General features: G+C 33.4%; 14 protein-coding genes and 2 pseudogenes. 1 reads left to right on the plus strand and 15 read right to left on the minus strand.

Going from position 1 to position 13,037, the window contains the following annotated elements; genetic code table 11:
- A pseudogene (locus ACFPOH_RS01950) lies at window positions 1-391 on the minus strand (IS21 family transposase); the annotation flags it as partial.
- 105 nt (window positions 392-496) lie between these two features.
- Here ACFPOH_RS01950 and ACFPOH_RS01955 point away from each other — a divergent pair.
- Entirely contained in the window at window positions 497-1,036 is a 540-nt protein-coding gene (locus ACFPOH_RS01955; protein ID WP_390308717.1) for a hypothetical protein, read from the plus strand.
- A 136-nt stretch (window positions 1,037-1,172) separates the two neighbouring features.
- On the opposite strand, the pseudogene ACFPOH_RS01960 reads toward ACFPOH_RS01955, so the two are convergent.
- The 14 genes and pseudogenes from ACFPOH_RS01960 to ACFPOH_RS02025 all read right to left on the minus strand — a co-directional run.
- Window positions 1,173-1,406 (minus strand): annotated as a pseudogene (locus ACFPOH_RS01960) (flagellin N-terminal helical domain-containing protein); the annotation flags it as partial.
- Window positions 1,407-1,698: 292 nt separating this feature from the next.
- Window positions 1,699-2,103, minus strand: coding sequence for a flagellar export chaperone FliS (fliS, locus tag ACFPOH_RS01965; RefSeq protein ID WP_390308719.1), 405 nt, complete (start codon window positions 2,101-2,103; stop codon window positions 1,699-1,701).
- Between the two features lie 52 nt (window positions 2,104-2,155).
- Window positions 2,156-2,515 (minus strand): flagellar protein FliT, encoded by a 360-nt coding sequence (gene fliT / locus ACFPOH_RS01970; RefSeq protein ID WP_342470151.1) that lies wholly within the window; start codon window positions 2,513-2,515, stop codon window positions 2,156-2,158.
- 36 nt (window positions 2,516-2,551) lie between these two features.
- The gene (gene fliD, locus ACFPOH_RS01975) at window positions 2,552-4,402 is read right to left on the minus strand and encodes a flagellar filament capping protein FliD (protein WP_390308720.1); all 1,851 of its coding nucleotides are present in this window, start codon (window positions 4,400-4,402) and stop codon (window positions 2,552-2,554) included.
- Window positions 4,403-4,414: 12 nt separating this feature from the next.
- A complete protein-coding gene (gene flaG / locus ACFPOH_RS01980; RefSeq protein WP_390308722.1) occupies window positions 4,415-4,774 on the minus strand; it encodes a flagellar protein FlaG in 360 nt (119 codons plus the stop codon).
- Window positions 4,775-5,043: 269 nt separating this feature from the next.
- Window positions 5,044-5,733 (minus strand): acylneuraminate cytidylyltransferase family protein, encoded by a 690-nt coding sequence (locus tag ACFPOH_RS01985; protein ID WP_390308723.1) that lies wholly within the window; start codon window positions 5,731-5,733, stop codon window positions 5,044-5,046.
- Complete coding sequence (locus tag ACFPOH_RS01990) at window positions 5,715-6,773, minus strand: nucleotidyltransferase family protein (RefSeq protein ID WP_342581026.1); 1,059 nt, start codon at window positions 6,771-6,773, stop codon at window positions 5,715-5,717. The genes ACFPOH_RS01985 and ACFPOH_RS01990 overlap by 19 nt, the downstream gene beginning before the upstream one ends.
- The gene (locus tag ACFPOH_RS01995) at window positions 6,774-7,400 is read right to left on the minus strand and encodes an acetyltransferase (RefSeq protein WP_390308725.1); all 627 of its coding nucleotides are present in this window, start codon (window positions 7,398-7,400) and stop codon (window positions 6,774-6,776) included. It lies immediately after the preceding gene.
- Window positions 7,393-8,469, minus strand: a complete 1,077-nt coding sequence (gene neuB / locus ACFPOH_RS02000; RefSeq protein WP_390308726.1) for an N-acetylneuraminate synthase — start codon at window positions 8,467-8,469, stop codon at window positions 7,393-7,395. Before neuB ends, ACFPOH_RS01995 begins: the two co-directional genes overlap by 8 nt.
- Window positions 8,466-9,134 carry a PIG-L deacetylase family protein gene (locus ACFPOH_RS02005; protein WP_390308727.1) on the minus strand — a complete coding sequence of 223 codons (669 nt, stop codon included), beginning with the start codon at window positions 9,132-9,134 and terminating at the stop codon, window positions 8,466-8,468. Before ACFPOH_RS02005 ends, neuB begins: the two co-directional genes overlap by 4 nt.
- The gene (neuC, locus tag ACFPOH_RS02010) at window positions 9,131-10,291 is read right to left on the minus strand and encodes a UDP-N-acetylglucosamine 2-epimerase (protein WP_390308728.1); all 1,161 of its coding nucleotides are present in this window, start codon (window positions 10,289-10,291) and stop codon (window positions 9,131-9,133) included. The genes ACFPOH_RS02005 and neuC overlap by 4 nt, the downstream gene beginning before the upstream one ends.
- Window positions 10,288-10,941, minus strand: a complete 654-nt coding sequence (locus ACFPOH_RS02015; protein WP_390308729.1) for an HAD family hydrolase — start codon at window positions 10,939-10,941, stop codon at window positions 10,288-10,290. The genes neuC and ACFPOH_RS02015 overlap by 4 nt, the downstream gene beginning before the upstream one ends.
- Window positions 10,922-11,815, minus strand: a complete 894-nt coding sequence (locus ACFPOH_RS02020) for an ATP-grasp domain-containing protein (protein ID WP_390308730.1) — start codon at window positions 11,813-11,815, stop codon at window positions 10,922-10,924. The genes ACFPOH_RS02015 and ACFPOH_RS02020 overlap by 20 nt, the downstream gene beginning before the upstream one ends.
- 2 nt (window positions 11,816-11,817) lie before the next feature.
- Window positions 11,818-13,032 carry a polysaccharide pyruvyl transferase family protein gene (locus ACFPOH_RS02025; RefSeq protein WP_390308731.1) on the minus strand — a complete coding sequence of 405 codons (1,215 nt, stop codon included), beginning with the start codon at window positions 13,030-13,032 and terminating at the stop codon, window positions 11,818-11,820.
- Window positions 13,033-13,037 lie beyond the last annotated feature (5 nt).

Genomic DNA, 13,037 nt, shown 5'->3' on the forward strand with positions numbered 1-13,037 from the left:
TTGCAGGTTTCGATTCTAAAGGTAACGCAGCTGGTTCACTTTGTTCGAGCAGTTCTTGTTTTCTTTTTGATACATAGAGCCGAACAGAACGATCTGAACCTGTAAATCCATATTCTTCTTTTAAGATTTCATACATTCGTTTCGCAGTTCTTCGATATTTTTTCTTCTTTGTCAAGTCCTCTTTAATCCATTGATCCAATATCGGTTTCACTGGATCCATCACTTTCGCTTTTCTCGTTTGTTTAACTTTTGAGGGATTGAAGTCTTCCATTTCCGCATACTTCTTCACTGTTCTTGGATCACGATTCATTCTTTTGGCAATATCGGAATAGGAACATCCTTTTTGGTTTGCTTCATATCTGATATAATGAATTTCAGCCACTGCTAACATCTCCTTGAATACCTCCCGTTGAACTGTTTTGTCCAACTAGGAGGGTAGTGTATTTGGGGAATGTTGGCAAGTGGTTTTTTGTTTTATAGGACCTGCATAAATTAATTGCCAAACGTTACATTTTTAGTTTGCCATAAACAAAGGGCATTTAGTCGAACAATTAAATCAGTTAATAAAAGAACGATACCTCTAGTACCCACCATTCAAAAATTAATCGAACACGGTCTAAGCCGAGATGAAATTCTAGATATAACGAATATTTCATCAGAAGAGTTTGAGCGCATTGTTTCTAAAGATAGACGCTGCCAACTGCCGTATAATTATTTAAACGATGAGGAATCGAAAGAATTTGAGAAACTGCTTGAGGATATTCATAAATCAAAGGATATATATGAACTAATCAATGCAGAAAAAGAAAGAGAAAGGATCAAATTCATTCATCGCGTCTTGCTTCGATATCAGAAGGAGATGGATCTATTATCCCCACAAGAAAACGAAGATAGCGGCGAAAAGATGGTAAAATACTTAGAAAGAGCAGTTAAAAGCGAACAAGCTAAAAGTGCTTATTCTTCACTTGTCCGTATTTTTGGAAACGAGATAAAACGGAAAAGAGAAGAAGTTTTGATTAAAGTCTCAGATAACTAGATATCATCGTAAGCCCGAATTCAAATGACGCATTGAAAAACTTAAAACAGGGATTAAAAAAGCGTACCTATTAGTACGCATGACAAATAGCCCTACAATCTTGAATTTTTTCAGATTGAGGGCTATTTTGCTANCCGCCTTCCGCTACATCAACAAGGGAGATTCCATCTTGAATATTTTTGCTTGCCATTTGGAGGCCGCGGATTTGCCCTCTCATTTTTTCTGAAATGGCCAATCCTGCCGCATCGTCTCCAGCCCTGTTTACCTGGAAACCGGACGATAATTTCTCCAACACTTTCGATTGGGCACTATGATTCCGAGTCTGGTGCCCGATAATGTTGATTGACACAATATTATGATGAATAATCAAATGCATTCTCCCCTTCGAATATGAAACAACGCCCATCCCATGTACAAGTTAAACTGATATGATACCTGTGCGAATTCGTGTATTTTGTTATAAAAATTTGTTTGAATAAAAGGGCACAACATTAAAAAAGTTGGAAAAGCGATATTCCCTTACAAGGTGAATCGAATGAATAAAATTTGCCCCATAATCCACCGATACGCATTGGATTCAATAGAAAAACCCCTTACATCCTAAAGTCGAATGTAAGGGGTCTTTGAGGGGAAATAAAATAAGGAACTGTTTCAAAAACAACTTACACTTGTTGTACATTTTGATAATGCTGTTGGCGATTCAATTTAATGACCTCTTTCCAAGTGTCACGGAACTCAGTAGCAAGCCCGATCACTTCTTCCACAATCTCCGGATCATTTTTGATGTTTGCTTCCACTAATCGGCGATTCATATATTCATATAATGGAAGAATTTGTTTTGAAATTTCATAATCCATATTGAGTGTAACCATCAGTTCGATAATGATATTTTGGGCTTTCTGAAGATTGACATTTTTTTCTTCCATGTGTTTTTCTTCGATGGCTTTTTTTGCCACATTCAAAAATTTAATGCAGCCATTGTATAGCATAAGCGTCAATTCGCCTGGGGAAGCGGTGTTGATGCTGTTTTGTTTATAAGCGTTGTATGCAGTATTTTGTAATGCCATGTAAGACTCTCCTTTTTGGAAATAACCGGATTGCTATAAAAAGCAATCCGCATTATTTTCTTTTGTCGTAATATCTGCCATCCATTGCCTGTACACTCGCATATGGATTGATATATTGCTTTTCATATTTCTTGGTATCGTTGAATTTTTTTAAATCCGCCTTGACTTCATTGAACAAAAGATCCAACCTTTCCCGGATCCCTTTGTCCAACTTATATAAAGTGACATGGGTTTCATCGGTTTCATCATATTGAAAATTTTGTTCCCGCAGTTGCTTCACAAGTGTTCCCCGTTCATCCAGCAACCCATTGACTTCATCAATGTATTCGGTCCTTTCCTCGCCGGAAGGGAACGCGGATAAATGCTTGTAAAGTTTCGCTGACACTTGCAGCAATTGTTGAATTAAGTCCATTGAACGACTCTCCTGACAAAAAGCATAAGTATCTGATTAGTACGATGGCATAAACAGACTCGATTGCATATTGGCTTTATTGATGGCTTCTTCCATTCTTGTAAATTGATTATAATAACGTTCTTCGATAGCTTTTAAACGGTCTTTCCATGCTTCAATTTGATCATCCAACGAACTGATGGTTCTGCCAAGGGAATAAGTATTATCGGCAAAAGAAGTTTTACCCGCTTTGTCATCAATTTGTTTACTTGCCGTATCCACGGCTGTACGCAATTTTGCAACAACGCCATTTTCGGAATCGGTGAAAAGTTTTACCACCGCTTCCGGATCCTTGGCAATGGCTTCTTTCAGTTTGTCCTCATCCAATTGAAGTTTTCCGCCATCCGTATAAGTGGCAGTGGTTGTAACACCGATATTGAACAAACCTTTGAATGGATTATTTTCACTGACCGTATAAATCGCATTCCGCATTCCGGAAAGCGCCGTGCTGAGGATGGTGTCATTCCGCAACAACCCTTGTTTTGCCTTCTCTTCCCATTTTTTAATCTGCTCTTCGGTCATTTCCGCTTTCTGCGCATCAGTCAACGGCGGATAATTCAAATTTTTCTTTTCTTTTAACGGCGTGTTGATACTTTCAATAATTTCGTTATACATGTTAACGAATGATTTGATTTTTTCAACCATGCCGTCCGTATCAATGGAAGAAGAAATGGTAACCGTGCCATTATAATTTGGATCATTGGCCTGATTGAATGTCTGTTTCAATGTAATTGAATATCCCGACTCTTTGATGGAATTGGATGTGCTTTCCTTTTGGATGCCGTTGATTGTGTAGATGGCATTCGTTCCATTAGCAACGAATTTTGAAGAGCCTGAAGTGAATCCAAGAACGTTAAATAAATTTTCATTATCCTCTTTGATCTGAATGGCGCCTCCTGCCACACTGCCTGTAGCATTGGCAGTGATGGACATCTGGCCGTTGCCGAATACAACCGTAACCCCTGCACCGGAAGTATTGATGGACTTCACCAAATCTTCGATGGTATCCGAGCTGGAATAGTTGATTTTTGTATCCTTCATCGAGCCATCACTTTGGATGACACTTAAAGTGAACGATCCATTGGTTTCACTAAAATTTTTTATATCTTTTAAAAGCGTAGCGGAATTGGCTTTAATGTTGATTGTTGCTTCCTCGTTGCTTTCGGATAACGTATTGCCATCAACCGAAAATCCCAGTTTCATAAAAAAATTAGGGTTGTTTTCGACTATTACCGAATCGCTTCCAAGGTATAATTTTCCATTAGTTATTTTTGCATTTGTTAAGCCTGCATCTTTTAATTTGGAAAGCAGCGTATCAATGGTATCGTCTTTTGTATAAGTAATCGTTTTCCCTTCATCTTCTCCATTCAATTTGATCGTAAAGCTGCCTGTGCCTTCGGAGCTTCCATTAATTCCGAAATCGGATAATTTATGTTGGCCGTTAATGGCGGATGTCATCAATTGACTTCCCAATTTGGATGCGGATGTCGCCAGTTGGGAAACGGAAGAGAGATTCAACGTTCCGACAGCCGTATTGTCTGCTGTGACGCTGACTTTGCTTTCGTCGCTGACGGATGTTTTGCGGACAAGCAAACTTTTTTGCAAACCGAATTGGTCGAAAAGGTTTTTGGAAAATGTCTCCAACTTCAAGTCGATCTCACGATAAGCATCCCGTTGCCATTCGTATTTTTGTTTTTGTTGCTGAAGTTTTTCCATTTTGGCACTTTCAGCTTTCATGAGCTTTTCTACAATCGAATCGATATCCATCCCTGAAGAAAGTCCAGACAAACGTTTATTGGCTGTCTGCAAATAGGAATAAGATGACGTTGAAGAAACTGAGTCTGCCATTGTAACCCCTCCTTAAATTTTTTCGTCTATGATCATTCCCACGAGTTTTTGCATTTCATAAAAGGCATCAAGCAGCTTTTTCGGCGGAATTTCTTTGATGACTTCCTGTGTTTGCTGATCGATAACCGTAACATAGTAGCGTTCCAACTCATCATGGTAAACAAATCTAGTGCTGCGATGATTGATTTCCAGAAATTCGTTCATGGAATTGACTGCCTGCTCGATTTTTTCTTTTGAAATTTCGATACGGTCTTCTTTCGCAATGCCCGGATTTTCCGAATCTACTTGCGCTCCGACTTTTTCCAAAGGGGCATTATCGTTCGTTTTTACAACCTGTGAAACTTCAACAGCTGATTTTGCTGAAATTTGCATACATCTTCCTCCTTGAATGAAACCGAACAAAAGAGAATTTTTCTAATAGTTATATCGGATGGTTCACAAAAATTTATACTGTTTGACAAAAAAGTGGATAAAAAAATAAAATGCGTACAATCTATCGTACGCATTACCAATATGTAGTCTGTCCTAAAAAATGCTCAGAAGGTTCAACAATACAAGAATCATCTTTATTTTTTATTATTGCTTTTAAATGCCTATTACCTTATTGCTCAGTTTCAATAATTGCTACATCTTTCGTATTACTAAGTTTTTTCTCTTTGTTTCAATAATTGTTCACAAATCAAAAAATCTAATTCGGTATCAATATCAAATGAATTTTCTCTACACATAATAAATGCTTTTGTATTTTGGGTCAGGAATGATTTTTCCTCTAATAACTTCTCTACCTTCGCAATATATAATGCTCCATTTAACATATAAACTGGAGGCAAATCTTGTCTTCTAGTTGCCACTTCCTCTTGTTTTATTAAAGGATTCATTTGACCACTTTTTTCTACATTGTACATCCAATAAGGACTTTTTTCAGCATGTGTTACACTGACACAAAAGTCTAATTTTTTATTTAATAGGAATTCAATACAACCATCAATATCCTCAACAGTTCTTAGAGGAGATGTAGGCTGTAATAATAACACATAATCATACCCTGGACATTTTTCAATTGCATGAAGAACTGGTTCTATACCAGGTGTATTATCCTGAGCTAATTCAATTGGTCGAACAAAAGGAACTTCACAACCATATTTTTTGGCCGCTTCAATGATTTCTTCATCTTCTGACGATAATATTAAACGCGTAATATATTTGGATTTCTTTGCTTCTTCAATAGTCCAAGCGATTAAGGGCTTACCTGCTAAATCTCGGATATTTTTGCGTGGTACACCTTTTGAACCTCCACGAGCTGGAATAATAGCTAAAATTTTCGGCTGCATTCATAACGCTCCTTAAATTCTAAATTGGCTCTTTCAAAATCATCCATTCTCCCGATGTCCAACCAATATTCTCTAATTGGAAAAACCGTTGTCTTTTTTTCTTCGTCTAATAATTTTTGAAATAACTCCGGCATATCATAAAATTGATTTTTAGGTATGTATTCTAATGTTTCGGGATTTAAAACATAAATACCAGCATTTACAAAACTTTTATGTATTGGTTTTTCTTTTATGGATATTAATCTTGCTCCATCAGTTTCAATTACACCATATGGTATTTGGTATTCATATTCTCGTACACACATTGTTGCCAAAGATTCATTCTCCATATGATAATGAATCAATTGTTCAAAATTTACTTGTGTTAATAAATCTCCGTTCATTACAAAAAAAGGTTTTAATGGTTTTATAGGTAATAATGATAGAGCGCCAGCAGTCCCCATTCTTTTTGTTTCTTCTATATAAGAAATATTCACATCAAATGCTCCACCATTTTGAAAGTAATTTTGAATCACTTCTTTTTTATAGTTGACACTTAAAATAAAATTTGTAAATCCACATTGTTTAAATCCTTCTATAATTGTTTCCAAAATGGGTTTCCCCCCAACTTGCAACATTGGTTTAGGGATTTCATTTGTTAGAGGTCTTAATCTAGTCCCTAAACCGCCAACCATTAATACTACTAAATTATCATTATTAGAAACTGCTTTATCAAGGAATAAAATATCGATAATTCTATTGTTTTTATCAACAATAGGAAGCTGTTTAAGTTTTTTTTCCCTCATTACTCGAAAATATTTATTTCTAGATTGTCCAACTAAAGCAGTAATAGGGGAAGGATTCATTACTTCTGTAATTTTCACATCTAAAGAATCCCCCCGTAAAATACTTCTACGTATATCTCCATCCGTCACAGTTCCTAATAGTCTACCATTTACATCTACTACTACTGCAAATTGTAGCGTAGACTGATCAATTATTTTCATTGTTTCTAAAAGGGTATTGTTTTCACTAACAATAATTGACTTCCAATCTTTCATTCATCTCACTTCCTTTGCAGGCACACCTACCGCTTTTACATCATGATTAATATCATGAATAACAACAGCTCCAGCACCAACCAAACAATTATTTCCTATACGAATATTTTGAATAATCGAAGCTCCTGTTCCCACATGGGTTCCATTTCCTATTTTTACTCCACCAGAAAGAGTCGTTCCTGGTGCTAAATGTACGTGGGCACCAATTTCACAATCGTGATCAATTTTTGAACCTGTGTTTACAATAGTATTATCGTCAATAGTAGTATTTGTTTGAATAATAGCACCTGCCATAATTTGCACGCCTTGTCCCAACTTTACGGATGGAGCAAGAATTGCAGATGGGTGAATTACGTTAACAAAGGTATAATCCTCATTTATAAATAATTCAAATATTTTCCGTCTAAAATCATTAACACAAACAGATCCAATTCCTAATACCAATTCCACTTCTTTTGAATCATATTTTAAAATCATTTCATCGTTTCCTAAATAAGGTATACCAAACTGATTTTCTTCTTTTTTTGGGGATGTAAAACCAATAATGTTGCGATTTTGACTCAATAATATCTCTGTTAATACAGAAGCATGACCACCATTTCCAAGCATGATTATGGGCTTATTCATCAATTAAATCGTCCTTTTCATATGATTTTTTAGAAACTTTTCCCATATAAGACCAATAGTATTTAGAAGGAATTCCGCTGCCAGGTCGTTTAATAGTTAAATTGCCTTCATTAAAAACTTCACCAGCTTTAATTGATTTTTTAGCCACTAAACTTTTTCGAGCTGCTTTCCTGTTTTCGAGCTCGATAAATGATGGTTCTTTTTTTCCTGTTCCTAATGCCAATTCTACTTCTCTTATACTTTTTACCATTTCTTTTAATTCATCCGGCTCCAATGAAGCAAGATGATCTGGACCTTCCATTGTTCGATCAAGGGTAAAATGTTTTTCAATCACTCTTGCACCTAATGCTGTTGCAGCAATCGGAACCGATATTCCTTTCGAATGATCCGATAATCCCACTGGTAATTCAAATTCCTTTTCCATTTGCTCCATTGCCTTTAAATTGATAGTTTCAAATGGTGCTGGATATTCAGTGGTACAATGCAAAATTGTTACATATGTTTTCAAAATATCTTTTGCTTCTTGTGTTGTATAAAATTCATTGACTCGTTCTAATGAAACAGAATCATTTGGATTGGCAAGACCAAATGCAATAAATGCCAAAGCTTCATGAATTTCATCTATCGTCGCCATTCCGGTGGATAAAATTATAGGTTTTTGTTTTGTTGCAATATGATAAATAAGCGGTAAATTTGTTAACTCTCCAGAAGGTATTTTGGCAATTGAAATCTTCAAATCATCGAAAAGAAAATCGACACTCTCAAAATCAAAGGGTGTCGATATAAATTCAATATTTTGAGACTTACAATAATCTTGTAACTGTTTAAATTCATCGAACGACAATTCTAATTTTTTTAACATTTCAAACTGAGAAGTTGTTTCTCCTAAATTTTCAATTTGATAGTTTGCTTGTTGGGCTGATTTAGTAACTAAATTTTCAGCTTTGAAGGTCTGAAATTTTACTGCATCAGCACCAGCTACTTTTGCGACATCCACTAATTTTTTTGCAATATCAAGTGAACCGTTATGATTTACTCCTGCTTCGGCAATTATAAAAGTTCTACTCATTCAATTCTCTCCTTTAAGAGCATAAAAGCTTCAGCTGCTTCAAATCCACTGGCTGCTCCCCTTAAATAAGCTAAGGAGCGAATAGCTTTTTCACTTCTTGGAAAAGGAAAATCATTTATTTCTGAATCATAAATCTTCATGATTTCGATTTTCTTATCAAGATACTTGGATATATTTATGTAGACATTTGGTTTAAAACCGTTTACATCTGGATCTATAGAAAAATCTGTTTCTGATAATGTTTCATATAGGTACACTTTTTCTACAAACGGATATCTAAACCATTTTGTACATGCAACCGTGGCATTAAATACCACTTTATGATCACTATGAATATCTCCAGGATAGACAGTAAAAATAATTTGTGGTTTCACTTGATAGAAAACTTTACTAAGACTCTCAACTAATTCACCTAACGGTATTTCATCTAGTTGTGCAGCTGGATAATTTAATGAAAAAACCTCATCGAATTGGTATTGTTTTGCCACATTATTTATTTCTTTTTGACGTTTATCTTTAGAATGCTTTGGAAATTTTTCATTCATGTTTGTTACAATTAACCAAAATAATTGATTATTTTGTTCCTTATATTTTAATAAAGTACCACCACAACCAAGTGTCTCATCATCAGGATGAGGGGTAACAACAATAATTCGCTTACTCAATATGTAATCTCCTTTATCATTAATTTTTTATCAATTGGAATAGTTGACAATATATTTGCAATTTTCTTACCAGTATTACCATCGCCGTAAGGATTTTTGCAGTTATTTACAACACGCCTATATTCCTCATCAAAGATTGCCTTATTAACAGCTTCTTTTATTTCAGCTATTTTATGATTTACGAATTGTACATTTTCTGCATGTAGTCTCCCTTTTTGTCTATTCCCAATATTTACAACTGGTAGCTTTAAAAAAGGTGCTTCTAAAATACCTGCACTTGAATTTCCTAATAAGCAACTTGCATGTCTCATTATATTGACAAATTCTAGACGAGGGATATTTTTTTGAATATGAATAAATGGTAAATCTTTATATTCATTTATCGCTTTAATAATTTGTTGGCCACCAGCGTCTGAATTTGGGTAACTAATAATTGTCTTATACCCCATTTCTTTAACAGTTTCCATCGTGATTTTCATTTGTAAATATGCTTGATCAATTTCTGTAGAAATTACATGCTGAATTAGCAAAATTAATGGTTCATTTTCTTTTATTTCAAAATTTAACCTTCTAGATAATTCTTCCTTGGTTAAAAAAGGTACCGTTTTAAGTCGATCTAGCCCTGGGTTGCCTGTATTAAATATTCTAAATCTCTCTTCTCCCAGTTTTATTAATCTTTCTGCACTTTCTTGGTTAGTTGTAAAATGAATATGTGATAACTTACTCACAGCATGTCGTACTTGATCATCAACGTTACCAATGACTCTATCGCCACCAGCTACATGAGCAACTGGAATATTCATATATGCACCTATTAAAGCTGTTGACATTGACTCTTCACGGTCTCCAAGTACTAATAAAAAATCAGGATTAACTCTTTCAACAGTTTGTACCATACCCTGTAATTGAATTGCTAGTCCTTTTACACGACCTGATGCACGATCACTATTTAACAAACTGTCAATTTTGTCAACTACTTTAAATCCATCACTTTCAATTTCTTTTACTGTAAGACCATATGCTTCTGATAAGTGAGCACCGGTGACAATAATTTCTAATTCTAAATCTTCATGTGAATGTATTGCTTCATATACAGGTGTCATTAAATCGTAATCTGATCTAATTCCTGTAACAGCCAATATTTTTCTCTTTTTCAAACTAGCTCACCCCAAAAAGCATAAAAATTAGAAACGTGTGCAAAATCAAATCCTGCATTTGTTGCAAATTGTTCATCAACTTTACGATCGCCAAAATATATTACACTATTATCGTTATTTTCCTTTAGACAATCAATATATTTTAAAGCAGTAGTGTCTGGTTTATAATGTTCACTACCTAACAACCCTGTAAAAACTACATTTTCAAAATGGAAGTATTCCATTAACCCCAAAGTATAAAATTTACGTTTTTGTAAATTAGCATTTCCGTCTGTAACTAAAAATATTTTCTTTTCTAACATATTTAATTGTTTTAACATTTCTTTAATTTTAGTATCCAACAATAAACGAAAATAAGCATTTCTATAATGAAATAAACATTGTTCAATGGTAGCATTTCGAATTTGAAATTTTTCTATACACTCTGAAAAAATATAAGGGTAACTACTCCCTTTTTCAATCCAACGCTCAATCATCCATTTATAAACATCATACTTATCTATTGTATTAGATACTCTTTCGAAATAAATAGCTACTTGGTGATAAGCTTGTTTAACAAATTCTTTTTCATCGTATAACGTACCATCCAAATCAAAACCTATAATTTGATACTTATCTAATGATATATCATTAATACGTGAATACTTCACTGTAATACCTCATCATTTTTAAACCATACTTTATTTTTACTGGTTGTATTTTCTCTCCATTTATTAGGTTAGAAATAATAAGTGGAATCCAATTCTCTGTTGCAGCAAATCCTAAAGCCATCCCTCCAGCTATACGAGGATTTACTTCAATAAATTTAATTTCACCATTTTCTAATTCAAAACATTGTATATTTATCGGACCTATAAATTTAGTTGCCTCACACATTTTTCGAACATAATTTTCAATCTTTTCATGTTTTACTACTATACCTGCTGTTGACTTACCTTCTTTTACATTCAATCTTTTTCTAGGAACGATATAGATTGGGTTATGTTTATAATCACAAAATACATCGATTGTGTATTCAGTACCATAAATTATCTCTTGGGAAATATTCCCTTTCATTTCAACTTTTTCTGTAGCTTTAAAAATTCCTTTACTTCCACGACCCAATCTTGGTTTTATTAAGGGATATTCTTGATCTAAACTTGTTTTTGGTGTAGGAATGTTATTATCTTTAAAGAATAAATAAGTTAACCATTTATCCTGAAAAGTCTTTATTACATCAGAGTCAGATATAATTATATTAATATTCTTTTCTTTATAAGTTACTTTCTTTAAAGACCATTCATACAAGGTTTCATCTAAAGAAGGAATTACGATATCTACTCTAGCTTTATATAATACATCATCAATCACTTTCCATAAGTTAGGATCGTCAGCTTTTGGTAAAAGAAAAAACTTATCTGCGAGACGTTTAGCATAACAATTTTCATCAATGTCTGTTGCAATAACTTTATGATTAGCCTCTTTTATGGCTTTTATCAAATAATGAGAGGTGAGGCTACCGGAAGCTTCAGTAAAAAACCACATGTCTATTTCTCCTTATTAAACAAGACATCTTTAATAAAAGAATCTATACTATTTCTTTTTTGAACACTATAAGTATTGTATAAATCTTCATAATTTATTTCATATTTTTCATTTAAGATATACTGATTAAACCAATTAATTAAGTCTTCCACTTTTAATTCATTAATATTAAAAGTATGTGACTCTGGATCTAAATTTGAAACCTCATATACCCCCTGTAATTTTTGTTTATATAAATCATTAACATATAAACCTATAGCAGGAGTATACTCACCATGTGCAAAAACTAATGGATGATAACGATTTGCTAAAACAAATAATGCTCTACGAATTACTTTTCTCAATTTTTGATAAGAGGAGAAGGGTTTATATAGTATAAAGGATTCTTTATTTTTAATATAATTTTTTAATATTTTTTCCCCATAAAGATAATCTCCGCCTTTTACTCCATTTCTAAAATTATTAAAAGGTATATAATATATTTTATCAATAAATAAATTATCTATTAGGTAGTCTAAAAATGTTGCAATTATTTTATAATATTCATCAATATTTTCTGCAAATTCTTCAACCCAAAAGAACTGTTGCAGTACTACATATCTTTCCGACGATTTTTTTTCAATAGCTGAATTTGAAATTAGGATGTCATCCATATTTAATAAAACTTTCCCATTAGTGTTACCGAATTTTTTTAAATTTCTGAACGATTGAATATGATCACGCAAACAAATTGTGTGACAATTTTTAAACAAGCCATATTTTATTTTATAAGTTTCATTGTCAAAGGGACCAATTGTAACACTACTAATATATATTGGTTTATTTAAGTAACTAAATAATCTTATTGGTAATTCGAAGTATACTTCCATCTTTTTTTCCCAATATTTGTTAAAATAACCACCTCCTATAAAATATAAAGCATCACATTTAATATAATCTTTATAGATATTTTTATATTTGAAATAAAGCTTTTCATTTAAATAATCTGAGCTTTCACCTATTAAATCATCATGATTAACATTCTCTAGCTTCGGTACTTCTATTATTTCTATAGAAAAATCTTCAAATAACTCCTCTAATTGGTATCTAGTTTTAGAAGCATCTTGTGTAAACACTGTAAACTCTATTTCATTTCCTAATTTACGAATGTTTTCTTGTAATAAAACTATATCTCCTAAATCATCTACTCCAATAGCTCCTAATATACCTAATTTCATCTAAT

Source organism: Ureibacillus suwonensis (assembly GCF_042655065.1).
Classification (GTDB): domain Bacteria; phylum Bacillota; class Bacilli; order Bacillales_A; family Planococcaceae; genus Ureibacillus; species Ureibacillus suwonensis.

Bases quoted from the DNA above. Each gene is read 5' to 3' on its own strand.
- ACFPOH_RS01985 (WP_390308723.1), bottom strand. From the start codon at position 5,733: ATGCAGCCGAAAATTTTAGCTATTATTCCAGCTCGTGGAGGTTCAAAA.
- neuB (WP_390308726.1), bottom strand. From the start codon at position 8,469: ATGAGTAGAACTTTTATAATTGCCGAAGCAGGAGTAAATCATAACGGT.
- fliD (WP_390308720.1), bottom strand. From the start codon at position 4,402: ATGGCAGACTCAGTTTCTTCAACGTCATCTTATTCCTATTTGCAGACA.
- ACFPOH_RS01995 (WP_390308725.1), bottom strand. From the start codon at position 7,400: ATGAATAAGCCCATAATCATGCTTGGAAATGGTGGTCATGCTTCTGTA.
- ACFPOH_RS01990 (WP_342581026.1), bottom strand. From the start codon at position 6,773: ATGAAAGATTGGAAGTCAATTATTGTTAGTGAAAACAATACCCTTTTA.
- ACFPOH_RS02020 (WP_390308730.1), bottom strand. From the start codon at position 11,815: ATGTGGTTTTTTACTGAAGCTTCCGGTAGCCTCACCTCTCATTATTTG.
- fliS (WP_390308719.1), bottom strand. From the start codon at position 2,103: ATGGCATTACAAAATACTGCATACAACGCTTATAAACAAAACAGCATC.
- flaG (WP_390308722.1), bottom strand. From the start codon at position 4,774: ATGCAAATTTCAGCAAAATCAGCTGTTGAAGTTTCACAGGTTGTAAAA.
- fliT (WP_342470151.1), bottom strand. From the start codon at position 2,515: ATGGACTTAATTCAACAATTGCTGCAAGTGTCAGCGAAACTTTACAAG.
- ACFPOH_RS02025 (WP_390308731.1), bottom strand. From the start codon at position 13,032: ATGAAATTAGGTATATTAGGAGCTATTGGAGTAGATGATTTAGGAGAT.